The following is a 23,566-nucleotide window of genomic DNA, read 5'->3' on the forward strand; positions in this document are numbered from 1 at the left end:
CACCCGCCACGATGCTGAGATGCTTACGGCAGCACCCTGTCGATACGCAGATTGACCTGGCCCTCCGGATCCGACGGATCCACCGGATCACTGATCCCCTCCAGGTCGCCGCTGCGGGCCTCGGCCATGCCGCTGCGGCTGACGCGGGCGACCACTTCAATCCACTGGTACTGAGTCATGGAGGTCTGTGTGGCCATCCCCATGCCATTGCCATCCTCCAGGCTGACCTGAAGTGGGAAACGGGCCTCGGTGCGGACCACGGCCAGGGGCATGCGTGGACCGTCCACCGGGCGGGCGAAGACCATGACCTGCTCATCACCGGTGAGCCGCTCGGCCAGGGCGTTGTCCAGTTCGATGTTCACTTCCAGTACCGTGGCATCACCCTGCGGGTCAGTCCCGGCCGGGGCGCTGTCGGTCTGCTTCTGCTGCATGGCTGCGCCCACCTCCCGCAGTGCATCCTGCACTGCGCGGGCCGATCCGGTGTCGGGGTCCAGCAGGGTCTGGAGGTGCTCCAGATGCTCCCGGGAGCGGGTCAGTTCACCTGTCTGGAAGGCGCCGATGGCCGCCAGCCAGAGGGCATTCTGGTTGTCCGGCTGTTGTTCCAGGGCGGTGTTCAGTAGCCGGGCAGCCTGGTCGGATACACGACCGTCCTGGGCGACCACCAGGGTCTCGGCATAATCCACGTTCAGCATGGGGTCATCGCCGATGATCCCATGGGCGCGCTCGTAAGCCTGGGCGGCGTCGTCGAAGCGTTCCAGGAACCGATAGGTGCGCGCCAGGACCAGCCAGCCTTCGGCATCGTCGGGCTCCTGCTCCAGACGGGCCTTGAGCTGGTCAATCATGCGCTCCACTTCCTCAGGATCGTGTTGAGCCGCATCCTGACCCATCTCCGGGTTGTTGGAGGGGGCCTGTCCCATGGCAATGGTCTGGCGTGGGTCCGGCCCGGCGGGAGCCAGTTGGAAGTGGATCAGCAGGGCCAGGATGGGGATCAGGATGGCGGAGACCAGCAGCACCATGCCGCCCCGACGCTGACCGGACCCGCTGCTGGGTACCACGGGAGCCTGGGGCGCATCTTCCTCGTCCGTGATCAGATTGTCTTCCAGTTCCAGGCGCGCGGCCTCGTACTGTTCCCGGTTCATGAGTCCCGAGGCCAGTTCCTGGTCCAGTTCCGCCATGCGCTGCCGGTAGATGGTGAGGTTCAGGCCCCGGGCCTCCACTTGTGGCCCGGGCCGACGGCGCAGGAACGGCCAGATGATCAACATCATGGCCGTGAGCATGAGCAGCGCGGCCGCGATCCAAAAACCCATTGTCATACGTCTTTTCCTTCACCCAGCAGGCGTCGAGCCCGTTGGCGTGCGGCGCTGTCCACGCCGGTGGTCCCGGTGCCCTGACGGCTGCCCCGGGAGGTCAGATACAGTGCCACGAATCCCAGCCCCAGGAGCACGAAGGGTCCGATCCAGAGCAGGTAGGTGGCAGGCGAGAAAGGGGGGCGGTAGAGCACGAAGTTGCCGTATCGCGACACCATGTAGTCGATGATCTCATCGTCGCTGGAGCCGGCATGGATCTGGGTACGCAATTCCCGGCGCAGGTCCTGCGCCAGGCCGGCATCCGAGTCCGCCAGGGATTGGTTCTGGCACACGGTACAGCGCAACTCATGGAGCAGGCCGCGGTAGCGTTCTTCCAGTTCGGGCTTCTCGAAGTTCGTCGGGTCCACCCCGGCGGCCTGGACCGTCGGCGAGAACGCCAGCAGGGCCAGCAGTGGGATCAGGGGTAACCAGGTGGTCATAGGGTTTCGCTCCGCAGGCGCTCCACCAGGGGCAGCACGTCGTTCTGTATCTTGTCCCAGGTGAGTGGGCCCACGTGCTTGTAGCGGATCCGGCCCTCCCCATCGATGACGAAGGTCTCTGGCGTGCCATACACGCCCCAGTCGATACCGACACGACCTTCCAGGTCATGGGCATTCCACACGTAGGGGTTACCGAATGCCCGCAGATAGTTGAGGCCGTCCTCACGCGCATCCTTGTAGTTCAGCCCATAAATGGGCACGCCATACCGATCGGTCATGCGTGCCAGCAGTTGGTGCTCCTGACGACAGGAGACGCACCAACTGGCCCAGATATTGAGGAGCACCACCTCGCCGTTGAAATCCGCCGAGCCCACCTTGCGTGCGGGGTCTTCCAGGGCCGGCAGTTCGAAGGCCGGGACCGGCTTGTCCACCAGAGGAGAGGGCACCAGACGCGGGTTGAGGCCCAACCCGATCAGCAGGAACAGGCCCAGCAGGAGCAGGAGCCCCATGGGCAACAGGTACATGAGTCGTTTCATGCCGAGGGGCTCCGTTGGGCAGGCTGGGGGGGGGTATCCCGGTTATTGGCCACGCGGGCGTCTTCAGTCCGCGAGCTGGCCGACTCGGTGGCCCGACGTCGGGAGAAGACCCGGTAACGTCGATCGGCGGCCGCCACGAATCCTCCGAGCACAATCATCGTCGCCCCGATCCAGAGCCACATCTGGAAGGGGTTGTGATAAATCCGCAGCGACCACGTCTGGCCCGACATGGGCTCCCCCAAGGCGACCAGGATGTCACGGGTGAAGCGGGATTGATACGCCGCCTGGGCCATGGGCTGGGTCTGCACCCGGTAGATTCGGCGCTGAGGATACAGGTCCGTGACCGGTTCACCGTCACGAGTGACGTGCACATGGGCCTCCAGGGCATCCCAGTTGGGGCCGGCCACATCGTAGACATCCCGCAACTCATAGGTATAGCCCCCCAGTTCATGGCTCTGCCCCAGGCCCATGCGAACGTCGCGTTCCTGTTCAAAGGCCATGAGCAGGGTGATGCCCATCACCAGCACGGCAAAGCCCAGGTGACCGATGGTCATGCCCCAGTAGCTGGCGGGCAGTTTGCGCAGGGTTGTCATGGGCGTACCGCGCTGGCGCAGCCGGCTATAGAGATCCCGACCGGATGCCAGCATGACCCAGACGGCCAGGCCCACGCCCAGGGTGATCATCAGCGATGTGCTGCCCATCAGGGCCAGCGGGAAGACCACGCCCACGGCCAGGGCCGCGAGCAGGGTATGCCACAGGCGCAGGGTGACCTCCCGGGCGGAGGCGCTCTTCCAGCGCAGCAGCGGCCCCAGACCCACCAGAAAGACCAACGGGAGCATCAGCGGCGCGAATACGGCGTTGAAGTAGGGAGGCCCCACGGAGATCTTGCCCATGTTCAGGGCATCCAGCAGCAGGGGATACAGCGTCCCCAGCAGTACGGCTGCCAGGGCCACCACCAGAATGACGTTGTTGGCCAGCAGGGCGCCTTCGCGGGAGATGGGCTGGAATTCGGCGTGGCTGCGCACATTGGGGGCCCGCCATGCGTAAAGGGCAAAGGAGGCCCCGGTCACCGCCAGCAGCAGTGCGAGGATGTACACGCCCCGGGCGGGGTCGGTGGCAAAGGCATGCACGGAGACCAGTACCCCGGAGCGCACCAGGAACGTGCCCAGCAGGCTCAGGCAGAAGGCCATGATGGCCAGCAGCACCGTCCAGGTGCGAAAGCCTCCCCGTTTTTCCGTCACGGCCAGGGAGTGGATCAGGGCCGTGGCGGCGAGCCAGGGCATGAAGGAGGCGTTTTCCACTGGATCCCAGAACCACCACCCCCCCCAACCCAGGGTGTAGTAGGCCCACCAGCTGCCCAGAGCGATGCCGGTCCCCAGGAAGGCCCAGGCCACCGTGGCCCAGGGCCGGGTCCAGCGGGCCCAAGCCGCATCCAGGCGTCCGCCGATCAGGGCGGCAATGGCAATGGCGAAGGGCACGGCCAGGCCCACATAACCCATATAGAGCATGGGCGGGTGGATCACCAGACCCGGATCCTGCAGCAGCGGATTGAGGTCGCGCCCGTCAGCCGGTACCGGGAAAAGGGTTTCAAAGGGGTTGGAGGTGAACAGTGTGAAGGAGAGGATGCCCACGCTCACCAGGCCCATGACGGCCACGGTGCGTGCTGCCATGTCCGTGGGCAGTCCCTTGCTGAGCCAGGACACGGCCAGCGACCAGCCGCCCAGCATCAACGCCCAGAGCAGCAATGATCCCTCATGGCCGCCCCAGACTCCGGAGATGCGATACATCAGCGGCAGTTCGGAGTTGGAGTGGTTGGCCACGTAGGCCACCGAGAAATCGTGCGTGATGAAGGCATGGGTGAGCGCGATATAGGCGATCACCAGGAAAAGAAACTGACCGCCCACGGCCGTGTGTGCGGTGGCCATCCAGGCCGGTGTGCCCCGATGGGCGCCGATGAGGGGGATGATGCCCTGTACGGTAGCCATCAACAGGGCGAGGATGAGGGCGAGTTGTCCGATCTCCGGGATCATGATCAGTAGACCCTGTCGCCGAGATGTTCTTCGTAGCCCACGGCTTTCAGGGCGTCCGCCACCTCGGGGGCCATGTAGTTCTCGTCGTGTCGTGCCAGCACCCGCTCGGCGCGGAAGATGCCATCGCTGCCCATGCGGCCGTGAGTGACCACCCCCTGACCCTCGCGGAACAGGTCCGGGAGCAGGCCGACGTACTGCACCGGGATGCTGTGGGCCGTGTCGGTGATGCTGAACTGCACGGTCAGGTCGGTATCGTTGTGCTGGAGGGAGCCTTCTTCCACCAGCCCGCCCAGGCGGATGATGCGTTCGCCCGGCGCCTCTCCCTGGGCCAGCTGCGAGGGCCCGTAGAAGTACATGAGGTTCTCGCTAAAGGCGCTCAGGGCCAGGGCCGAGGCGGTGGAAACCGCCAGCACGACGAGTAGCACCCCGGCCATTCGTCTCTTCTGTCGAGGTGTCATCGTTTTCTCCTGCCTGGGTGTATCCAGCTGATTATCATGGTGTTGCCGCTCACGGGCCCGGCTGCCCCCGGAGTGCCGGCCATAGATAGCACCAACGCGGTCGGGGTCGCAAGCAAACGGGCGCTTGCCCTTTCTATCCGTATTGGAGACAACCTGGATCGTGTCAGGTTCGATGGTGTGGAGTCATCCATGTGATCCAGATCAGAAACCCGGTGCCTGCGTGGCGGGACGGATGGACCGCGGCGGGCGTGTACGCTGCCGGGTCCGCTGGTAACATGGGCCTGTGGATCATCTGGAGCGCCGTCATGGCTGAGCATCACTGGGGGTCATCCCTGGAATCCAATCGGGTGGCTGGTAGCCGACTCGAGTTGCTGTTGTTTCAGCTTCAGGGCCAACAGCTCTACGGCATCAATATCTTCAAGGTGCAGGAAGTCATTCCCTACCAGCCACTCTCCCATCTGGCGGGTGCGCATCCTCTGGTGAAGGGGATTGCCACCCTCAGGGGCATTACCATGCCCGTCATGGATCTTTCGCTGGCCATTGGTGGCCCGCCCCTCAAGGCGCCGGAGGAGGGTTACATCATCATCACCGAGTACAACCGCTCGGTGCATGGCTTCCTGATCCGTCGCGTGGAACGCATCATGAACACCCAGTGGGGTCAGGTTCAGCCACCGCCTCGGGCCACGGGTCGCAATGCCTTCGTCACTGCCATCACCCTGCTGGACGATCGCATTGTGGAGATCCTGGACGTGGAAAAGGTGCTGGATCAGGTGGTACACGCCAGCACCCAGGTGTCGGCGGATCTGAGTGATGGTTTTCGTGCAGAGGACTGTAAGGTCCTGGTGGTGGATGACTCCACGGTGGCCCGTAATCAGATCCGTGCCGCGCTGGAACAACTCGGCGTACAGTGCACCCTGGTGACCGATGGCAAGCACGCCATCGACCTGATCGAGCGCATGCAGGCCGAGGGGGTGGATGTGGCCCGGGAATTCATCATGATGGTGTCCGATATCGAGATGCCGGAAGTGGACGGTTATCAACTCACCACCCGGGTTCGCGAGGACGCCCGCCTCAAGGATCTCTACATCCTGTTGCATTCGTCCATCAGCGGGGTCTTCAACGTGGACATGGTGCGCCGAACCGGGGCGGACAAGTTCGTTCAGAAATACCACCCGGATGATCTGGCTGAAGCCGTGCGTGAGCGCATGCAACAATTGGGGCAGTGGTCGTCATGAGTGATGCGGCTGCCGCGCCGGCCCACACGCCGGGCACGCTCACCCCGCATCCTTTTCCCGCCCATTGCCTGGAAGTGGACAGTTTGGTGCTGGAGCGTGGAGAGCGCCTGCTTTTCAACGGTCTGACGTTCTGCCTGGACGCCGGCGAACTGCTGCAGGTGGCTGGCCGCAACGGGGCCGGCAAGACCAGCCTGCTGCGGGTGCTGTGCGGGCTCACCCGCCCCATGGACGGGGACATGACCTGGGATGGTGTGCCGGTGCGGCGCCTGGATGATGGCCCCGGCGGCCACCTGGCCTACCTGGGGCATCACAACGCCCTCAAGGATGAACTCAGCGCCGAGGAAAACATCCAAAGCCAATGCCGTCTGCATGGCTGTCCACAAACGCCCGAGGCGGTATTCTCCATGCTGGATGAACTGGGTCTGGGCGGGCATGCCGACCTGCCCGTGAAGCTGCTGTCCCAGGGGCAGAAGCGGCGCGTGGCTCTGGCCCGATTGCTGTTGCTGAGACGACCCCTGTGGATTCTTGATGAACCCTTTGCGGCGCTGGACGTTCAAGTGATCGAGGTGCTCAGACAGGCGCTGGAAGCCCATCTGGCAGCCCGGGGCATGATCATTCTCACGACCCATCAGGTTGTCCCCGTGCGCGGCCCCCAGCGCACCCTGACCCTGGGGGATGGAGCATGATGGCGCTGCTGCAAGCCTTGCTGGCCCTGTTGCAGCGGGACCTGCTGCTGGCGGTGCGCCGTCGCCAGGATGCGCTGGTGGTGCTGGGATTCTTCGTGGTGGTGGTGTCACTGTTTCCGCTGGGGGTGGGGCCGGATCCGCAATTGCTGCGCAGCATGGCCCCCGGGGTGCTCTGGGTATCCGCCCTGCTGGCCACCATGCTTTCTCTGGAGCGCCTGTTCGCCGATGACTTCCGCGATGGCTCCCTGGAACAGCTTTTGCTGACGCCGCAGCCCCTGCCGTTGCTGGTGCTGATGAAGATCCTTGCCCACTGGCTGGTCACCGGCCTGCCGCTGGTGCTGATCTCGCCCCTGCTGGGCATGCAGCTGAATCTGGATGGCGCCGAGATCGTCGTGCTGATGACGGCCCTGTTGCTGGGTACGCCCATTCTCAGCCTGGTGGGCGCCATCGGTGCGGGGCTCACCCTGGGTTTGCGGGGAGGCGGTGTGCTGATCTCGCTGCTGATCCTGCCCCTTTATGTACCGGCACTGATCATGGGGTCGGGGGCTGTGGATGCGGTCATGTATGGGTCGAGCCCCGAGGCTCACCTGTCGCTGTTGGCCGCCTTGCTTATTTTCACCCTGCTGTTGGCGCCCTGGGCCATTGCCGCGGCGCTGCGCATCATGCTGGATTGATTGGAGGAAGGCCGTGGCTCAACCGCGTGTGCAGTGGTTCAAGTTCTCCTCACCGCCAAACTTTTACGACCTGTCGGGGCGCCTGATCCCCTGGTTTGGGGGGCTGGCAGTGGTCCTGTTCATCATGGGTTTGTACACCGGTTTCATGGTGGCTCCACCGGACTATCAGCAGGGGGACAGTTACCGCATCATGTTCATCCATGTACCGGCGGCCTGGATGTCCATGTTCCTCTACGTGCTCATGGCGGTGTATGCGGCCATCGGCCTCATCTGGCGGGTGAAGACCGCCGAGGTGATGGCCAAGGCCATCGCCCCCACGGGGGCCTTGTTCACCTTTCTGGCTCTGTGGTCGGGGGCCCTGTGGGGCAAGCCCACCTGGGGCACCTACTGGGTGTGGGACGCCCGCCTCACATCGGAGTTGATCCTGCTGTTTCTGTATCTGGGGTATATGGCGCTGCATGGGGCCATCGAGGACCGGCAGCGGGCCGCCAATGCCAGCGCAGTGCTCGCCCTGGCCGGGGTGGTCAACGTCCCCATCATCTATTTCTCGGTGAAGTGGTGGAATACCTTGCACCAGGGGGCCTCCATTACCGTGACCAGTTCACCCACCATGGAAACCGTGATGTTGACGGCGCTCCTGCTGATGACGTTTGCCTGCTGGATGTATTCCATTGCGGTGGTGCTGTGGCGGGCCCGGCTGGAATTACTGGAACGTGAGCGTCGCACCAAATGGGTGCTGGAACGCATGGGGGGCAAGGCATGATGGAATTTCTCGCCATGGGGGGCCATGGGTTGTTCGTCTGGGGCTCCTACGGGGTCACCCTGCTGGTGCTGCTGGGAGAGATGATCTGGCTGCGCCGCCGGCGCCTTGCCCTGCGTCGCCAGTTGGCGCGCCTGGCAAGGCTCCAGGGGGATTCACCCTCGTAGGCCGCCCCGCCCGGGCGCGTCTACTCCTCCTGGGTGAAGCGCGGTGCCTCGAAGCGCAGGGCCTGCAATTCCGGATCATGCCCCGAATCATCATGGCAGGTCTGGCAGGTATCGAAGTTCTCCATCATGCCCGTATGCTGGGCAAAGAACTCGGGTTCATTGGCCTCCACTTCGCTGGTCATGTGGCAGTCGGTGCAGTTGTCGCTGGTCTTCTCCGGGTACAGCCGTGACGGTGGATCGTTGTGGGGGTTGTTCTGGCCGGTGAACATCAGATAGACCTTGCGCACCCCATGCACCTTGTCGGTCACCAGGCCCTTTGTGTGGCAATCCAGGCAGTCGTTGTAGTAGTGGTCACCGTGGTCCCAGGAGACCTTTTCATAGGCATGGCAGGTGATGCAGAACGTGTTTTGCTTGGAGACATGGTGGCCCCCCACGCCCCCGCCGACCAGCAGCGCCAGAACGACGACCACGATGGTGATGATCCAGAACCTGCCCATGACGAACTCCTTGGTCTTCGATAAAGAGGTTAACCCATACGTGCTGATTCCCCTGAAGACTGTAGCAGAATGCGACGAAGTTCGGGTTGCAGCACAAGGGGAAGTGTCCTCAATATCCGCACATAGGGGCAGAATCACCCAGCTCATTTTCCTGGGAGGCGATAAGGGATGAACAATCTACTGGAGCGCTTATCGGTGTTGATCGTGGACGATTTCCACGCGATGCGCTCCAATCTTTCAGGGATGCTGGTATCCATGGGGGCGCGTCAGGAGCCGGATGTGGCGGCCAATGCCCAGGATGCCCTGAGCCAGTTGCGTGCTCACCACTACGACATCATCCTGTGCGACTACAACCTGGGCGGCGGCATGGATGGCCAGCAGTTGCTCGAAACGGCTCGCCGCGAGGGGCGCGTGGGTGTGGGCACGGCCTTTTTGATGATCACCGCCGAGAACACGGCGGAGATGGTCATGGCCGCACTGGAGAGCGGTCCCGATGCCTATCTGGCCAAGCCCATCACCAAGGATCTGCTGGCCGTCCGACTGCTGCGGGTGCTGCGCCGCCGCCTTCCCTTGAGGCCGGTGGCCGAGGCGCTTTCACGGCAGGATCAGTCCGGTGCTCGCCATCTCCTGCGGGACATGCTGGAGACGGGGCGCGGGCAGCGAGCCGATGTGCTGCGTCTGCAGGCGGTTCTGGCTCTGGAGGACGACGATGCGGACAGCGTGGAGGAGGCGGCTCGCGCGGCCCTGGAGGAGCAGGAGGTGGCCTGGGCCCATGTGGCCTTGGGGCAGGCACAAGAGATCCGTGGTCACGACGACAGGGCGGAGGCCTGTTTTCGCAAGGCCCTGGAGGTGACGCCCCACTTCATGTCCGCTCACGATTGTCTGGCCGGCGCACTGGAACGCCAGGGGCACAAGCAGGAGGCCTTCAAGGTGCTGATCGGGGCCGTGGCGCGCTCTGCTCGTTCCCTCGCGCGTCAACGTCACCTGGGGCGTCTGTCCATGGAGCTTCAGCACTGGGATCAGGCTGCGTCCTCCTGGAAGCAGGCTGTGCAGCTGGGCCAGTCTCAGGGCATGGGGCATCCCTCCGACCCTGTCTGGCTGGCCCACGCGCTGGCTCAGCATGGCCAGGCACGCGCGGCGGCGGCGTGTCTTAAACAGATGCGCATCGACTGGAGGGGGCATGATGAGTTTCCCTGGTGGGAGCGGGTGGGGCTGATTCTGGTATGCGGTGAACTGGAACTGGATCAGGCTGCCATCCTGGACGCCCTGGATGTCCAGCTTTCCCGTGGGCAGCCGTCCGCTGCGGTCCGGTCTGCATTGATCCAGGCCCTGTCCCATCTGGGAGAGGTGGAACGGGCCGAGATGCTGCATCAGGAGAGCCTCTGATGGTCTTGCTCCCGTGGAAACGGTTAGGATGACGGAAAACGCAACAGGGGGGAGGATGTGAGTCGACTGGATTTCAGCGCGGTGCTGGCCATCAGCATCCATGACATGAAGAATTCGCTCAATATGGTGCTCAATTCCCTCGACGCCCTGTTGGAGAATCATTCGGGTGATTCCATGCAGTGTGATCCCGCCCGTCTCACCCAGCTCCGGTACGAGGCGCGGCGGGTCAACGATACCCTGATTCAGCTGCTGACCCTCTACCGGAACGACACAGGGGGCTTCACGCCCCGTTTTGCCCCAGTGATGATCCAGGAGCTGCTGGAAGACTACTGGTTGAGCAATAAACCCCTCATGGATCACCGGGGAGTGAGTTGCCAGCTCCATTGCGATCCGGATCTAATCTGGGTGATGGATCGCGGCCTGGTGAGTAGCCTGCTGGAAAATGTCATCAACAATACCATCCGCTACACTCAGGATAGGCTGTCCATCTCGGCGCGTCAGGAATGGGGTTGGCTGGTCCTGCAGGTGGATGACAACGGTCCTGGCTATCCTGAAGCCATGCTGGGGGGCCGGTCGCTGGAGGATCAGGGCGATTTTGACCCCACGGAGGGGCGCACCGGGCTGGGACTGTATTTCTGCGCCCTGGTGGCCGACATGCATGCCGACGAGACGCGCCGGGGCTATGTGGAGTTGTCCAACCGGGGTAACCTGGGCGGCGGCTGTTTCACCCTGCGTCTTCCGGAAGTGCTGACCTGAGAGCCCGTTATGTACGACGCCTCCTTCACTGATCGACTCACCGAACTGGCCCGTTTCGTGGAGACCACGAAATCACTTGAGGAGGGGCTGGATCAACTCAGCACACTGGTGGCCCATGCCATGACCTGCCACCACTGCTCCATCATGCTGGTCAGCAGGAATGAGGGCGAGGAGCGGCCGCATCTCAGGGTGGAAGCCCATTGCGGACGCCTCACCGAGGAGGCCCGTCAGCACACGCAGCCCCTGGGAGACGGCATCGCCGGACGGGTGGCCAGTTCCGGCGAGCCCCTGCTGATCCAGGATCTGCATCATTCTCCTTATGCGCCGCTGGCCCGTCGTGGCGAGTCAGGCACCGTGGATGTGATTTCGGTGCCGGTGATCCTGGAAGATCAGGTGATCGGCGTGATCAATGTGGACAGCCCCATCGGCCGAGAACGTCTGGATGCCTCGGATCTGCGCCTGGCCAGCATCCTGGCCCTGGTGGTGTCCAAGTCGGTGCACATTCATCGTCTTCAGGGCCTGCTCAAGACCCATTTCATGCAACTGACCCTGGCTCGCGAGGCCCGCCGCACCGGACGCATGACCCATGATCCGGAGAAGGTGGCGCGTTTGATGGCCCACACCCTTTATGACGAGATGATCGACGCGGGTTTTGCCCGGGATCATGTGCTGATGGTGGCCACCGAGATCCTCTCACAGGTCCATGATGCCCTGAGCAAGACCTGACCCGGTGCGCAAGGCAGGGGCGTGGCGGGTATAATCCCTCGCCCCTTTCATCATCGGTCACTTCATGTTCAAGAACGCCAGACTCTTCCGCCTGCAGGAACCCCTGAGCCTTTCTGCCTCCGAACTCGAAGACAAGCTCGCCGAACACCGTTTCAAGCCCTGCGGCCCGCTCACCCTGTCCACCATGGGCTGGACCGAACCCCTGGGGAACGACACCCAGGCACTGGTACACGGTGCGGCCGGCTGCCTGCTGATCTGCGCTCGGCGTCAGGAACGCCTGCTGCCCTCTTCGGTGGTGGCTGAGATGCTGGACGAGCGGGTGACCGAGATCGAGGCGGGCGAGGCGCGCACCGTGGGGCGTGCCGAGCGCAAGCAGTTGCGCGAGGCCATCACTGCCGAACTGCTCCCCCAGGCCTTCACCCGTTCACGCCGCCTGATGGCCTATGTGGACACCGTCGCTGGCTGGCTGGTGGTGGATGCAGCCAGCGAACGCCTGGCGGATGACCTGGTCAGCCTGCTGCGGGAGACCCTGGGCAGCCTGCCCGCGGCCCTGCCGCAACCCGCCAATCCCCCGGCCTCCCTGATGACTCGCTGGGTCTCCCAGGGTCACGGCGATGAAGGCTTTGAACTGGGCGATGCCTGCGAGCTGCGCGACCCCAAGGATACCCAGTCGGTGGTCCGTTGCCGGGGGCAGGATCTCGCCGGTGAGGAGATCGCCAAGCATCTGGAGGCAGGCAAGCAGGTGGTTCAACTGGCCCTGGACTGGACTGAGCGCCTGAATTTTGTGCTGGCGGATGATTTGTCCATCAAGCGCCTGCGCATGGCGGACGAGTTGATCGAGGAGGGCGGCGTGGCCGAGGCAGAGGATGCCGTGGCCCGAATGGATGCCGAATTCACCCTGCTGGGTCACGAGATGCGGGGGCTGATCCAGCGGCTGGAGGTGGTTTTTGAGTTGCCTCAGCCGGTGTCTTCCGAGGCGGTGCCCTGGTAGGTGATTGAGGGGCGCGTCGCCCAGCTTCCCTCACCCCAACCCCTCTCCCCAAAGGGGAGAGGGACTCAATGCCCCTTTCTCTCTTCACTGCTATGACTCCGAGCCCGTCGCCCCCGGCATCGGCATCTTTTCCCCCGACTCATCCAGATTCACGAATGTGACGCAGGTGGAGAAGATCGGCTCTTCCTGGCCGCTCTCCAGGTCATCGGCAAAGGCGCTTACTGCGTATTGCACCGAGGTTCTCCCCCGGCTGTGCTCATGGGAGTGGAAGCGCAGCACCGTCCCCTGATGCACCCCCTTGTGGAATTCCACGCTGTTCATGGCCACCGTCACGAACCGGCAACCCGGGTGGTCACGGCTGGCGGCAATCCAGGCGATCTCGTCCACCCACTTGAGCAGAAACCCACCGAAGAGATAACCGTAGTGGTTCAGGTGTTCCGGTCTGACCAGCTTGAACGTGTCCAAGGCGGACTCCTTTCATGTTCTTGAGTGAAAAGGGGACGGATGCCCCCGATTGATGCGGTTAACGTGAAAGAAACAAGGTTCAGCTATAGAAGCTCCCTTCTCCCCTCGGGGGAGAAGGGCTTGGATTGTGTCTTTCATGATTGGGGGTGCCTCACCATCGCGATGCATGACAGTTAACCCAGGATACGCCAACCGGCCCAGACCAGGGAGAAGGTGATCAGGAAGAACAGCCCCACCCAGGCCAGGCCCAGCAGCACGGGGCCGGGTCGCGCTGGCGCCGGCATGTGTTCATCGGTGACCACCCGCAGGGTCAGCCAGGCCAGAATCGGGGCCGACAGGAAGGAAATGGTGGTGGCCAGATCCACAAAGGTGGTGAAGCGTTCGCCCGCCAGGTAAATCAGGGTGAGGGCACCACTGAGGACCACCACCAGGGAGAGCACATAGGGCCAGCGATGGTTGTCCGGCGGGCCCAGCACCACACCCCGCTCATCGGCTCGGGCCGCCCGGATCAGGGCGGTGATCACCCTGGGATAGGCATCGGTCACCGCCAGGGTGGTGCTGAACATGGTGGTCAGGGCGGCCACGGCAATGAGCGGTCGGCTCCATTCGCCCAGGGCCCCGGCGTATAGGTCCACCAATTGAGCCGCAAAGCCCACGGCCGAATCGGCAAACCCCTGCCCGGTGCCATGCAGGGTCAGGGCCCCCAGCAGCAGGAAGGCCAGTGCCAGCAGGGTGGCGGCCATGAAGCCGATGCGAAAATCCGTTAGTGACTGCACCAGGGAGGGGCGGGTGCCGGTCTCCCGGGAGCGTTCCAGGGTCCACAAGGAATGCCAGACGGCAACATCCAGCGGAATGGGCATCCACCCCAGCAGGGCCAGCAGGAAGGCCACGCCGGCGGCGCTCCACACCTGCGGGGCCTGCGCGATGCCGGAGAGGGTGGACCAGTCCGGCGCCTCGCCGAAGGCCAGGGCCACGGTGGCCAGGGTGGAGAGGGTCAGGGCCCCCATGATCACCTTCATGCCCAGATCGACACCCCGGTAGTTGCCGATGCCAAGCAGTATCAGGCAGCCCCCCATGATCCACGCTGACAGGGTGGCTGGTGAGGCCTCCATCCCGAAGACCACGCCGAACAGCCCTGCTGTCACCACGGTGACCACTGCCTGAATGATGAACATCGTGCCCAGCGTGACCAGGGCAAACAACGCCAGGGCCCAGCGTCCGAGGCGCCGATAGCCGACCAGCAGGTTTTCGCCGGTGGCGGCGGCGTAGCGGGGCCCAAACTCCAGGAAAGGGTATTTGAAGAGACAGGCCAGCAGCACCACCGGTAGCAACAGCAGGCCATACTCGGCGCCGGCGCGGGTGGATTGCACCAGGTGCGACACGCCAATGGCGGCTCCGGCCATGAGCAGTCCTGGTCCGATGGCATGGCGCAACAGACCCGGGCGGAGTGTGTGGTTCATGGGGCGGCCTCCGGAGCGGGCCGGCCAACGCGGTGATCTTGGGCGGCAATCAACATGGGCGCGGATTATACGAAGCCCGAGGCGCCGGATGCCATGCCGGTGTGCCCCGGTAGCGCTCGATCAGGACCGCTTGAGACACTTGAGCACCGGGGCCGGAAAGGGACGCTCCCGCATCCTGTCACAGACCACATCCCGGCGTTCCCGCAGCCAGGCCTCGATGGTGGCGTGCTCTTCCTGGCCGCCAGGGTGGCCCCGATACATCATCACGCTGATCACGCCCTCCGGGTGCAACCAGGCCAGCGAGGCTTCCAGGGCGGCGAGGGTGTCCTGTGGGCGTGTGACGATGCCATGGTCGCCGCCGGGCAGATAGCCCAGGTTGAACATCACCGCCTTGACCTTCCCGCGCAGATTGTCCGGCAGAGAGTGGTCCAGATGCTGATGCCCGGCGTGGATCAGCGTGACCCGCTGGGCCAGCCCCTGGGCCTCCAGGCGCGCCCGGGTGGCCTCCAGGGCCCGGGCCTGGATATCAAACGCCCACACGTGCCCCGTGGCGCCCACCTGGCGTGCCAGGAACAGGGTGTCATGTCCGTTCCCGGCGGTGGCATCCACCACCTGATCCCCTTCGGTGAGGCAGTTCTCCAGATGGCGATGCGCCTGCCGGGTCAATGGCAGGGCGTCAATGGCCGGGGGTGTCTCGGGCCTCATGGTCGGGTGTGCGCCTGACGCTCGCAGGCCTCCAGCATGGCCTGCAGGGGTTCCGGGTCAGCCAGGCGGTGATCCCGTCCCACTTCAATGAGGCAACCCTCAGGCAGGCCACTGCGCGCCACCAGTTCCTTGGAATCGGCGAAGGGGATGGTTTCGTCTCCACGTGAATGCAGGATCAGTGTGCCTGGTTTGATGCGGTCGGCGTGGCCCCAATGCCGCCAGGCAGGACATAGCAGAACCAGGGGGATATCCCCTGAGTGCAGGTTCATGGCCACGGCTCCACCTCGGGAGGATCCCACGATCACGTTGGGTTGATGGGCATGGAGGGTGGCCTGAGCGGTCTCCAGGGCCGCCTCGAAATCGTCGTCGTCCAGGGGGGGATTGATCACCTCGTGACCGTGTTGTGCCAGGTGGCTGGGTTTGAGGCCGCCGGGGCTGGATTGCCAGCCGTGCAGGAAAAGGATACGGATCGGATGCATGGGGATAACAGCCCTTTGAGTGGGATCGGCGCCAGAGATGATCGTATTCTAATCACCCTGTCACGAATCAGGCCATCCTCAGCCGGATGCGCGTGGGTTTCATATGAAATGAAAACCCCTTCGAGTATTAAAAACATCAAGAGTGTTTCCAGGAAGTCTCCTTGATGTTTTATGAGGCACCGCAGCAAAAGGCCGCGTGAAACTCTCGGACTTGCTCAGAAGGGTTCTGTCAGCGAAAATGCAGCGCTCCAAAGTTGTGACCAGGCCACGGAATGCGCAATGTCAAGGTGCCCTGAGGTTCGATCATTGAGGCGCCCAAGGTCGTTGCTGCGCGGGTCCCGCAACACCAGAATTTCGGTTGCCGCGACAGTTGAATGTCGCCGAGAAAAACAAGAACACCGCCAACAGGTGTCGTCGCGGCCACCCTTGTTTTCATCGCTTTAAATCACTTGAGGAGAACTGCATGCCGTCTCGCAAAGAGCTAGCCAACGCCGTCCGCGCGCTTTCCATGGACGCGGTCCAGAAAGCCAAATCCGGTCACCCGGGTGCCCCCATGGGCATGGCCGATATTGCCGAAGTGTTGTGGAATGATTTTCTCACCCACAATCCGGGCAATCCCCACTGGGTGAATCGCGACCGTTTCGTCATGTCCAACGGTCACGGCTCCATGCTGGTGTATTCGTTGTTGCATCTCACCGGTTATGCGTTGCCCATGGACGAGTTGAAACAGTTCCGCCAGTTGCACTCCAAGACCCCGGGCCACCCGGAATACGGCTACACGGCGGGTGTGGAAACCACGACCGGTCCCCTGGGGCAGGGTCTGGCCAATGCCGTGGGCATGGCGATCGCCGAGAAGGCCATGGCGGGTCAGTTCAATCGTCCCGGTCATGAGATTGTCGATCACTACACCTATGTCTTCCTGGGCGACGGCTGCCTGATGGAAGGCATTTCCCACGAAGTCAGTTCCCTGGCAGGTACCCTGGGGCTGGGCAAGCTCATCGCCTTCTACGATGACAACGGCATCTCCATCGACGGCGAGGTGGAAGGCTGGTTCACCGACGATACGCCCGCCCGCTTCGAGGCCTATGGCTGGCACGTGGTGCGCAACGTGGATGGACACGACGCCGAGGCCGTGAAAAAGGCCACCGAGGAGGCGCGCGGCGTCACCGATCGTCCCACGCTCATCTGCTGCAAGACCATTATCGGCTGGGGCTCCCCCAACAAGCAGGGCAAGGAAGAATGCCACGGTGCGCCCCTGGGCGATGACGAGATCAAGCTGGTGCGCGAGACCCTGGGCTGGCAGCACGAGCCCTTCGTGATCCCCGAAGACATCTACGCCGGCTGGAACGCCAAGGACAAGGGTGAGCAGGCCGAGCAGGCCTGGCAGGCCCGCTTTGATGAATACAGCAAGGCCCATCCGGAACTGGCGGCCGAGTTCACCCGCCGCATGCGTGGCGACCTGCCCGCCGACTGGCAGGAGAAGGCCGCCGCCTTCATCCAGAACACCGTGGACAAGGCCGAGAAGGTGGCCAGCCGCAAGGCCTCCCAGCAGGCCATCGGTGGTTATGCCCCCGCACTGCCGGAACTGATGGGCGGCTCCGCCGACCTGGCCGGCTCCAACCTCACCCTGTGGGGTGGTGCTCGCGGTGTGAGTCGTGAGAACGCCGATGGCAACTACATCTACTACGGCGTGCGTGAGTTCGGCATGGCGGCCATCATGAACGGCATCGCCCTGCATGGTGGCTTCATCCCCTATGGCGGGACCTTCCTGATCTTCAGCGACTATGCCCGCAACGGCTTGCGCATGTCGGCCCTGATGAAGCAGCGCGCCATCTACGTGCTCACTCACGACTCCATCGGTCTGGGCGAGGACGGCCCCACCCACCAGCCGGTGGAACAGGTGCCCAGCCTGCGCCTGATCCCCAACATGTCCCTGTGGCGCCCCTGCGATGCGGTAGAAACCGCGGTGGCCTGGAAGTGCGCCATCGAGCGTCAGGATGGCCCCACCGTCCTGAGTCTGTCCCGCCAAGGCTTGCCCCACCAGCAACGTGACTCGCAGCAACTGTCCAACGTGGCCCGTGGGGGTTACGTCCTCAAGGAGACCGATGGCACCCCCGATGCCATCCTCATCGCCACCGGTTCCGAGGTGGCCCTGGCCATGGATGCCGCCGACAAACTGGCCGACAAGGGCCGCAAGGTCCGCGTGGTCTCCATGCCCTGCACGGATCTGTTCGACGCCCAGGATGCCAGCTACCGCGAGTCGGTGCTGCCCACGTCCGTGCGTGCCCGCGTGGCCGTGGAGGCCGCCGGCACCAACGGCTGGTTCCGCTATGTGGGCCTGGATGGCAAGGTGGTGGGCATGGAGGGCTTCGGCGAGTCCGCCCCGGGTGATGCTCTGATGGAGTACTTCGGCTTCACGGTAGACAACGTGGTGCAGGCGGTGGAAGGCGTCCTGTGATTCCCCGGTCAATCATTACAACAATCATGACCCGTAAGATGGAGACAGTAACGTTATGACGATCAAAGTCGGTATCAATGGTTTTGGCCGCATCGGCCGCATGGCCTTTCGCGCCATCGCCCAGGAATTCCCGGAACTCGAAGTGGTCGCCATCAATGACCTGCTTGAGCCCGAGTACCTGGCCTACATGCTGCGTTACGATTCCGTGCACGGCCGCTTCAATGGCGATGTGTCCGTGGAAGGCGCTCACATGGTGGTCAATGGCAAGAAGATCCGTCTGACCGCCGAGCGGGATCCGGCCAACCTCAAGTGGGGCGATGTGGGCGTGGACGTGGTGATCGAGTCCACCGGCTTCTTCCTCACCGAAGAGACCTGTCAGAAGCACATCGACGCGGGTGCCAAAAAGGTGGTGCAGAGCGCCCCCTCCAAGGACGCCACGCCCATGTTCGTGTACGGCGTGAACCACCAGGAATATGCCGATCAGGCCATCATTTCTGCCGCCTCCTGCACCACCAACGCCCTGGCCCCGGTGGCCAAGGTGCTGAACGATCAGTTCGGCATCAAGCGGGGCCTGATGACCACCGTGCACGCCGCCACTGCCACGCAGAAGACGGTGGACGGGCCCTCCCAGAAGGACTGGCGCGGCGGTCGCGGCATCCTGGAGAACATCATCCCGTCCTCCACCGGTGCCGCCAAGGCTGTGGGCAAGGTGCTGCCCAGCCTGAACGGCAAGCTCACCGGCATGGCCTTCCGCGTGCCCACCTCCGATGTCTCCGTGGTGGACCTGACGGTGGAACTGGACAAGGACGCCAGCTACGACGACATCTGCAAGGCGATGAAGTCTGCCTCCGAGAGCGAGCTCAAGGGCGTGCTGGGTTATACCAGTGACAAGGTGGTGGCCACGGATTTCCGGGGTGTGAACACCCCCTCCATCTTCGATGCCGAGGCCGGTATCCAGCTGGATCCCACCTTCGTGAAGGTGGTGGCCTGGTACGACAATGAGTATGGCTACACCTGCAACATGCTGCGTCTGGTGAAGCACGTGGGTTAATTGGCTTCGGCGCGGTTCCGGCGCCCTCACCCCAACCCCTCTCCCCGTCGGGGAGAGGGGCTTTGCCCCCCCCCCTTCTCCCCTGAGGGGAGAAGGGCTGGGGATGAGGGGCCAGCGGAGGGCACCGGAAGAATCCTTTGCCAAGCCCTCACCGGGTTTGCCAAAGTGTTCTTAAAACAAAAAATGCCAAAACCATCAAAGGAGTCTTATCAATGCACGTCATCAAGATGACCGATCTGGATCTCAAGGGTAAACGGGTGCTGATCCGCGAGGATCTCAACGTGCCCGTCAAGGAAGGCAAGGTGACCTCCGACGCCCGCATCCGTGCCAGCCTGCCCACCATCCAGCACGCCATGCAGGCGGGCGCCAAGGTGATGCTCATGTCCCACCTGGGGCGGCCGGAAGAGGGCGTATTCTCCGAGGAAGACTCCCTGGCGCCGGTGGCTGAACACCTCTCCGGTCTGCTGGGCCAGAAGGTAAGACTGGTGCGCGACTACCTGGATGGGGTGGAGGCCCAGGACGGTGAAGTGGTACTGCTGGAGAACGTGCGCTTCAACAAGGGCGAGAAGAAGGACGCCGAGGCCCTGTCGAAACAGTATGCCGCCTTGTGCGACATCTATGTGATGGACGCCTTCGGCACCGCCCACCGGGCACAGGCCTCTACCCACGGCGCCGGCAAGTTCGCCCCGGTGGCCTGTGCCGGCCCGCTGCTGGCCGCCGAACTGGAGGCCCTGGGCAAGGCCCTGGGCAATCCCAAGCGCCCGCTGGTGGCCATCGTCGGTGGCTCCAAAGTGTCCACCAAACTCACCGTGCTCGAATCCCTGTCCACCAAGGTGGATCAGCTCATCGTCGGTGGCGGCATCGCCAACACCTTCATCGCCGCCCAGGGTCACGGGGTGGGCAAGTCCCTGTACGAGGCCGACCTGGTCCCCGAGGCCAAGCGTCTGATGGAGGCGGCCCGCGCCAAGGGCGGCGAGATCCCGGTGCCCACCGATGTATGCGTCGGCAAGGAATTCTCCGAGTCCACCCAGGCCTCCAACCGCCCTGTGGATCAGGTGGCCGAGGATGACATGATCTTCGACGTGGGCCCCGAGACCGCCGCCACCTATGCGGAGTTGATGAAGAAGGCCGGCACCATCGTCTGGAACGGCCCGGTGGGTGTGTTCGAGTTCGATCAGTTCGCCGCGGGCACCCGGGCCATGGGCGAGGCCATTGCCGAGAGCGACGGCTTTTCCATTGCCGGGGGCGGTGACACCCTGGCGGCCATCGATAAATACGGCCTGTCCGAGCGCATTTCCTACATCTCCACCGGTGGTGGCGCCTTTCTGGAGTTCCTGGAAGGCAAGACCCTCCCGGCGGTGGCCATGCTGGAGGCCCGGGCCAAGGCCTGAGTTCCGTACTGCGCGGTTCGGCGACCGCGGCTGCTCCCTGTGGCGCTCCAGCCCCTGGTGGGAGCGGCCCCGGTCGCGAATAAACGATCCGGCAGGGGCCAATGGGCCCCCGCCCCGAACGAAGTGCCAGAACACAGGAACAGGCCCAACATGCGAAGAACCAAGATAGTCGCCACGCTGGGACCGGCCACGGACTCACCCGCAGCCATGCGGGCGCTCGTGCGGGCCGGCGTGGACGTGGTACGCATCAACTTCTCTCACGGCGAGGCGGATGATCACCGCAAGCGGGTGAGCCTGCTGCGGGAGGCCGCCGCCGAGGCCTCCCGCATCATCGCCGTGCTGGGGGACCTGCAAGGCCCCAAGATCCGCATCGCGCGTTTTGCCAAGGGCCATGTCGAACTGAACGAAGGCGATCCTTTCGTGCTCGATGCCGAACTGGATCCGGGCCAGGGAGACGAACAGCGTGTGGGTCTCACCTACACGGATCTGCCCGGGGATGTGAACGCCGGGGACATCCTCCTGCTGGATGATGGCCGTCTGGTGCTGGAGGTGCAGCGGGTGGATGGCCCGCGCATCCATACGCACGTGGTGGTGGGCGGTACCTTGTCCAACAACAAGGGCATCAATCGCCAGGGTGGCGGCCTCTCCGCTGCAGCGCTCACCGACAAGGACGTGAATGACATCCGCCTGGCCGCGGAACTGGACGTGGACTACCTGGCCATTTCCTTCCCTCGTTGCGCCGACGATATCCTTCAGGCCCGGCAGCGTCTGCGCGATGCCGGAGGAAGCGGCGCCATCTGTGCCAAGATTGAACGGGCTGAGGCCGTCACGGCCAGTGACGAGATTCTCGATGCCACTGACGCCATCATGATCGCCCGCGGTGACCTGGGCGTGGAGATCGGTGACGCGGAACTGCCCGGGGTGCAGAAACGCCTGATCCATGATGCCCGCACCCGCAACAAGGTGGTGATCACCGCGACGCAAATGATGGAATCCATGATCACCAACCCCATTCCCACCCGGGCTGAGGTCTTCGACGTGGCCAATGCGGTGCTCGATGGCACCGACGCCGTCATGCTCTCGGGAGAAACGGCCACCGGGCGGTATCCCGACAAGGCGGTGGCAGCCATGGGGCGGATCTGCGAGGCCGCCGAGCGGCAGCGCAGCGCCCGCGTCTCCACCCATCGCATGGACAGCTATTTCTGCCGGGTGGACGAGGCCATCGCCATGGCCACCATGTACACGGCCAACCATCTGGATGTGCGCGCCATCGCCGCCATGACGGAATCCGGTTCCACAGCCCAGTGGATGTCCCGGATCAGTTCCGGTATCCCCATCTTCGGCATGACGCGTCACGAGCGCTGCTGTCGCAAGATGGCCCTCTACCGAGGTGTCTACCCGGTACTCTTCCTGAGCGATAACAGCAGTCATGCCGAGAACAACCGCCAGGTGGTGGACATTCTGCGGGAGGCCGGTGTGGTGCGGGACGAGGACCTGGTCATCATCACCAAGGGGGATCTGACCGGTGTGATGGGGGGAACCAATGCCATGAAGATTGTCCAGGTGGGCGCCCTCCAGGATGGCGCTACCTGAGTGCAGCAAACCGCCGCTGTCGGTCCGGGTAAGTGACCGCGGTGGTCAGGTCATGATAACGATAGCGAACCTGCGATAGATTGACTCTCAAGCAAACCAAAAGGAGGTCCCAATGGCCCTGATTTCTCTTCGACAACTGCTGGACCATGCCGCCGAACACGGCTATGGCATGCCGGCTTACAACGCCAACAACATGGAGCAGGTGCACTCCATCATGCAGGCCGCCGACGAGGTGGACTCGCCGGTGATCATCCAGGCCTCGGCCGGTGCCCGCAAATACGCCGGTGAGCCCTTCCTGCGTCACCTGATCGTGGCCGCGGTGGAACAGTATCCCCACATCCCCGTGGTGCTGCACCAGGACCATGGTAGCGAGCCGGCCGTGTGCCAGGGTTCCATCCAGTCCGGATTTACCTCCGTGATGATGGACGGCTCCCTGATGGCCGACATGAAAACCCCCTCCACCTATGACTACAACGTGGAGGTCACCCGTCAGGTGGCCGACATGGCCCACTGGGTGGGCGTCTCCGTGGAAGGCGAGCTGGGCTGCCTGGGCTCCCTGGAGACCGGTCAGGCCGGCGAAGAGGACGGTTCCGGTGCCGAGGGCACCCTGTCCCACGATCAACTGCTCACCGATCCCGACGAGGCGGCCGATTTCGTGAAGAAGACCCATGTGGATGCCCTGGCCATCGCCATCGGCACCTCCCACGGCGCCTACAAGTTCACCCGTCCGCCGACAGGGGACATCCTGGCCATCCAGCGCATCAAGGAGATCCACGCCCGCATCCCCGATACCCACCTGGTGATGCATGGCTCCTCCTCGGTGCCTCAGGAGTGGTTGAAGATCATCAACCAGTACGGTGGCGACATGGGCGAGACCTATGGCGTGCCCGTGGAAGAGATCCAGGAAGGCATCAAGCACGGCGTGCGCAAGGTGAACATCGACACCGACCTGCGCATGGCCTCCACCGGTGCCGTGCGCAAGTTCCTGGCCGAGAACCCCAAGGAATTCGACCCGCGTAAATTCCTGAAGGCCTCCACTGCCGCCATGAAGGATGTCTGCAAGGCTCGGTACGAAGCCTTCGGTTGTGCCGGCATGGCGTCCAAGATTCGTCCCATGAATCTGGAGGCCATGGTTGCCCGCTACAAGTCCGGCGAGCTGGACCCCAAGGTGAAGTAAGCCTGGGGCCGGTGCCAGGCCGGCCCCTCACCCCAACCCCTCTCCCCCAAGGGGAGAGGGGCTCCCATCCATGAAGCTCCCTTCTCCCGCTGGGGGAGG

The 23,566-nt window shown here is 63.7% G+C and carries 24 protein-coding genes; 14 read left to right on the forward strand and 10 right to left on the reverse strand.

Features of this window, described 5'->3' with window-relative positions:
* Nucleotides 1-23 precede the first annotated feature (23 nt).
* Genes ccmI through ccmE form a run of 5 tightly spaced genes read right to left on the reverse strand, consistent with a single transcriptional unit; the run spans nt 24 to nt 4,810 of the window.
* Nucleotides 24-1,313, reverse strand: a complete 1,290-nt coding sequence (gene ccmI, locus LPW29_RS06430) for a c-type cytochrome biogenesis protein CcmI (protein ID WP_238627336.1) — start codon at nt 1,311-1,313, stop codon at nt 24-26.
* Nucleotides 1,310-1,786, reverse strand: coding sequence for a cytochrome c-type biogenesis protein (locus tag LPW29_RS06435; RefSeq protein ID WP_090254551.1), 477 nt, complete (start codon nt 1,784-1,786; stop codon nt 1,310-1,312). Before LPW29_RS06435 ends, ccmI begins: the two co-directional genes overlap by 4 nt.
* Entirely contained in the window at nt 1,783-2,322 is a 540-nt protein-coding gene (locus tag LPW29_RS06440) for a DsbE family thiol:disulfide interchange protein (RefSeq protein WP_238627337.1), read from the reverse strand. Before LPW29_RS06440 ends, LPW29_RS06435 begins: the two co-directional genes overlap by 4 nt.
* A complete protein-coding gene (locus tag LPW29_RS06445; RefSeq protein WP_238627338.1) occupies nt 2,319-4,352 on the reverse strand; it encodes a heme lyase CcmF/NrfE family subunit in 2,034 nt (677 codons plus the stop codon). Before LPW29_RS06445 ends, LPW29_RS06440 begins: the two co-directional genes overlap by 4 nt.
* Before the next feature lie 2 nt (nt 4,353-4,354).
* Nucleotides 4,355-4,810 (reverse strand): cytochrome c maturation protein CcmE, encoded by a 456-nt coding sequence (gene ccmE / locus LPW29_RS06450; protein WP_238627339.1) that lies wholly within the window; start codon nt 4,808-4,810, stop codon nt 4,355-4,357.
* Nucleotides 4,811-5,001: 191 nt separating this feature from the next.
* On the opposite strand from ccmE, the gene LPW29_RS06455 reads away from it, so the two are divergent.
* Genes LPW29_RS06455 through ccmD form a run of 5 tightly spaced genes read left to right on the forward strand, consistent with a single transcriptional unit; the run spans nt 5,002 to nt 8,332 of the window.
* On the forward strand, nt 5,002-6,045 hold the full coding sequence (locus LPW29_RS06455) for a chemotaxis protein (RefSeq protein ID WP_238627340.1): 1,044 nt from the start codon (nt 5,002-5,004) through the stop codon (nt 6,043-6,045).
* Entirely contained in the window at nt 6,042-6,731 is a 690-nt protein-coding gene (gene ccmA, locus LPW29_RS06460; RefSeq protein ID WP_090254592.1) for a cytochrome c biogenesis heme-transporting ATPase CcmA, read from the forward strand. Before LPW29_RS06455 ends, ccmA begins: the two co-directional genes overlap by 4 nt.
* Nucleotides 6,728-7,405 carry a heme exporter protein CcmB gene (gene ccmB / locus LPW29_RS06465; protein WP_370642821.1) on the forward strand — a complete coding sequence of 226 codons (678 nt, stop codon included), beginning with the start codon at nt 6,728-6,730 and terminating at the stop codon, nt 7,403-7,405. Before ccmA ends, ccmB begins: the two co-directional genes overlap by 4 nt.
* A gap of 13 nt (nt 7,406-7,418) precedes the next feature.
* On the forward strand, nt 7,419-8,168 hold the full coding sequence (locus tag LPW29_RS06470; protein WP_238627341.1) for a heme ABC transporter permease: 750 nt from the start codon (nt 7,419-7,421) through the stop codon (nt 8,166-8,168).
* Nucleotides 8,165-8,332 carry a heme exporter protein CcmD gene (gene ccmD / locus LPW29_RS06475; protein WP_090254540.1) on the forward strand — a complete coding sequence of 56 codons (168 nt, stop codon included), beginning with the start codon at nt 8,165-8,167 and terminating at the stop codon, nt 8,330-8,332. The genes LPW29_RS06470 and ccmD overlap by 4 nt, the downstream gene beginning before the upstream one ends.
* Nucleotides 8,333-8,352: 20 nt before the next feature.
* On the opposite strand, the gene LPW29_RS06480 is transcribed toward ccmD, so the two are convergent.
* The gene (locus LPW29_RS06480; RefSeq protein ID WP_238627342.1) at nt 8,353-8,829 is read right to left on the reverse strand and encodes a NapC/NirT family cytochrome c; all 477 of its coding nucleotides are present in this window, start codon (nt 8,827-8,829) and stop codon (nt 8,353-8,355) included.
* 168 nt (nt 8,830-8,997) lie between these two features.
* On the opposite strand from LPW29_RS06480, the gene LPW29_RS06485 reads away from it, so the two are divergent.
* The 4 genes from LPW29_RS06485 to LPW29_RS06500 all read left to right on the forward strand — a co-directional run bounded on the left by LPW29_RS06485 (nt 8,998) and on the right by LPW29_RS06500 (nt 12,688).
* A complete protein-coding gene (locus tag LPW29_RS06485; protein WP_238627343.1) occupies nt 8,998-10,215 on the forward strand; it encodes a response regulator in 1,218 nt (405 codons plus the stop codon).
* 57 nt (nt 10,216-10,272) lie between these two features.
* Nucleotides 10,273-10,971, forward strand: a complete 699-nt coding sequence (locus LPW29_RS06490) for a sensor histidine kinase (RefSeq protein WP_238627344.1) — start codon at nt 10,273-10,275, stop codon at nt 10,969-10,971.
* A 9-nt stretch (nt 10,972-10,980) separates the two neighbouring features.
* Entirely contained in the window at nt 10,981-11,697 is a 717-nt protein-coding gene (locus tag LPW29_RS06495; protein ID WP_090254533.1) for a GAF domain-containing protein, read from the forward strand.
* 64 nt (nt 11,698-11,761) lie between these two features.
* Entirely contained in the window at nt 11,762-12,688 is a 927-nt protein-coding gene (locus LPW29_RS06500; RefSeq protein WP_238627345.1) for a recombination-associated protein RdgC, read from the forward strand.
* 90 nt (nt 12,689-12,778) lie between these two features.
* On the opposite strand, the gene LPW29_RS06505 is transcribed toward LPW29_RS06500, so the two are convergent.
* The 4 genes from LPW29_RS06505 to LPW29_RS06520 form a co-directional block, all read right to left on the reverse strand.
* A complete protein-coding gene (locus LPW29_RS06505) occupies nt 12,779-13,153 on the reverse strand; it encodes an acyl-CoA thioesterase (protein ID WP_090254530.1) in 375 nt (124 codons plus the stop codon).
* A gap of 173 nt (nt 13,154-13,326) precedes the next feature.
* The gene (locus LPW29_RS06510) at nt 13,327-14,613 is read right to left on the reverse strand and encodes an NRAMP family divalent metal transporter (protein WP_238627346.1); all 1,287 of its coding nucleotides are present in this window, start codon (nt 14,611-14,613) and stop codon (nt 13,327-13,329) included.
* A 120-nt stretch (nt 14,614-14,733) separates the two neighbouring features.
* Complete coding sequence (locus tag LPW29_RS06515; protein WP_238627347.1) at nt 14,734-15,318, reverse strand: class I SAM-dependent methyltransferase; 585 nt, start codon at nt 15,316-15,318, stop codon at nt 14,734-14,736.
* The gene (locus LPW29_RS06520; RefSeq protein ID WP_255705734.1) at nt 15,315-15,797 is read right to left on the reverse strand and encodes a YqiA/YcfP family alpha/beta fold hydrolase; all 483 of its coding nucleotides are present in this window, start codon (nt 15,795-15,797) and stop codon (nt 15,315-15,317) included. Before LPW29_RS06520 ends, LPW29_RS06515 begins: the two co-directional genes overlap by 4 nt.
* Before the next feature lie 463 nt (nt 15,798-16,260).
* On the opposite strand from LPW29_RS06520, the gene tkt reads away from it, so the two are divergent.
* From tkt to fba, 5 genes are all read left to right on the forward strand, one after another.
* Complete coding sequence (tkt, locus tag LPW29_RS06525; RefSeq protein WP_238627348.1) at nt 16,261-18,255, forward strand: transketolase; 1,995 nt, start codon at nt 16,261-16,263, stop codon at nt 18,253-18,255.
* A gap of 55 nt (nt 18,256-18,310) precedes the next feature.
* Nucleotides 18,311-19,306, forward strand: coding sequence for a type I glyceraldehyde-3-phosphate dehydrogenase (gene gap / locus LPW29_RS06530; protein WP_238627349.1), 996 nt, complete (start codon nt 18,311-18,313; stop codon nt 19,304-19,306).
* Between the two features lie 212 nt (nt 19,307-19,518).
* Nucleotides 19,519-20,697 (forward strand): phosphoglycerate kinase, encoded by a 1,179-nt coding sequence (locus tag LPW29_RS06535; RefSeq protein WP_238627350.1) that lies wholly within the window; start codon nt 19,519-19,521, stop codon nt 20,695-20,697.
* Between the two features lie 150 nt (nt 20,698-20,847).
* Nucleotides 20,848-22,290 (forward strand): pyruvate kinase, encoded by a 1,443-nt coding sequence (pyk, locus tag LPW29_RS06540; protein ID WP_238627351.1) that lies wholly within the window; start codon nt 20,848-20,850, stop codon nt 22,288-22,290.
* A gap of 112 nt (nt 22,291-22,402) precedes the next feature.
* Nucleotides 22,403-23,467, forward strand: a complete 1,065-nt coding sequence (gene fba / locus LPW29_RS06545) for a class II fructose-bisphosphate aldolase (protein ID WP_090254517.1) — start codon at nt 22,403-22,405, stop codon at nt 23,465-23,467.
* The last annotated feature ends 99 nt before the right edge of the window (nt 23,468-23,566 follow it).

Source organism: Ectothiorhodospira sp. 9100, assembly GCF_022227565.1.
Classification (GTDB): domain Bacteria; phylum Pseudomonadota; class Gammaproteobacteria; order Ectothiorhodospirales; family Ectothiorhodospiraceae; genus Ectothiorhodospira; species Ectothiorhodospira marina.

Coding starts and splice junctions, on each gene's coding strand:
- tkt (WP_238627348.1), top strand. CDS start 16,261: ATGCCGTCTCGCAAAGAGCTAGCCAACGCCGTCCGCGCGCTTTCCATG.
- ccmE (WP_238627339.1), bottom strand. CDS start 4,810: ATGACACCTCGACAGAAGAGACGAATGGCCGGGGTGCTACTCGTCGTG.
- LPW29_RS06480 (WP_238627342.1), bottom strand. CDS start 8,829: ATGGGCAGGTTCTGGATCATCACCATCGTGGTCGTCGTTCTGGCGCTG.
- LPW29_RS06445 (WP_238627338.1), bottom strand. CDS start 4,352: ATGATCCCGGAGATCGGACAACTCGCCCTCATCCTCGCCCTGTTGATG.
- ccmA (WP_090254592.1), top strand. CDS start 6,042: ATGAGTGATGCGGCTGCCGCGCCGGCCCACACGCCGGGCACGCTCACC.
- ccmD (WP_090254540.1), top strand. CDS start 8,165: ATGATGGAATTTCTCGCCATGGGGGGCCATGGGTTGTTCGTCTGGGGC.
- ccmB (WP_370642821.1), top strand. CDS start 6,728: ATGATGGCGCTGCTGCAAGCCTTGCTGGCCCTGTTGCAGCGGGACCTG.
- pyk (WP_238627351.1), top strand. CDS start 20,848: ATGCGAAGAACCAAGATAGTCGCCACGCTGGGACCGGCCACGGACTCA.
- LPW29_RS06485 (WP_238627343.1), top strand. CDS start 8,998: ATGAACAATCTACTGGAGCGCTTATCGGTGTTGATCGTGGACGATTTC.
- LPW29_RS06435 (WP_090254551.1), bottom strand. CDS start 1,786: ATGACCACCTGGTTACCCCTGATCCCACTGCTGGCCCTGCTGGCGTTC.
- fba (WP_090254517.1), top strand. CDS start 22,403: ATGGCCCTGATTTCTCTTCGACAACTGCTGGACCATGCCGCCGAACAC.
- LPW29_RS06440 (WP_238627337.1), bottom strand. CDS start 2,322: ATGAAACGACTCATGTACCTGTTGCCCATGGGGCTCCTGCTCCTGCTG.
- gap (WP_238627349.1), top strand. CDS start 18,311: ATGACGATCAAAGTCGGTATCAATGGTTTTGGCCGCATCGGCCGCATG.
- LPW29_RS06535 (WP_238627350.1), top strand. CDS start 19,519: ATGCACGTCATCAAGATGACCGATCTGGATCTCAAGGGTAAACGGGTG.
- LPW29_RS06500 (WP_238627345.1), top strand. CDS start 11,762: ATGTTCAAGAACGCCAGACTCTTCCGCCTGCAGGAACCCCTGAGCCTT.
- LPW29_RS06520 (WP_255705734.1), bottom strand. CDS start 15,797: ATGCATCCGATCCGTATCCTTTTCCTGCACGGCTGGCAATCCAGCCCC.
- ccmI (WP_238627336.1), bottom strand. CDS start 1,313: ATGACAATGGGTTTTTGGATCGCGGCCGCGCTGCTCATGCTCACGGCC.
- LPW29_RS06515 (WP_238627347.1), bottom strand. CDS start 15,318: ATGAGGCCCGAGACACCCCCGGCCATTGACGCCCTGCCATTGACCCGG.
- LPW29_RS06510 (WP_238627346.1), bottom strand. CDS start 14,613: ATGAACCACACACTCCGCCCGGGTCTGTTGCGCCATGCCATCGGACCA.
- LPW29_RS06495 (WP_090254533.1), top strand. CDS start 10,981: ATGTACGACGCCTCCTTCACTGATCGACTCACCGAACTGGCCCGTTTC.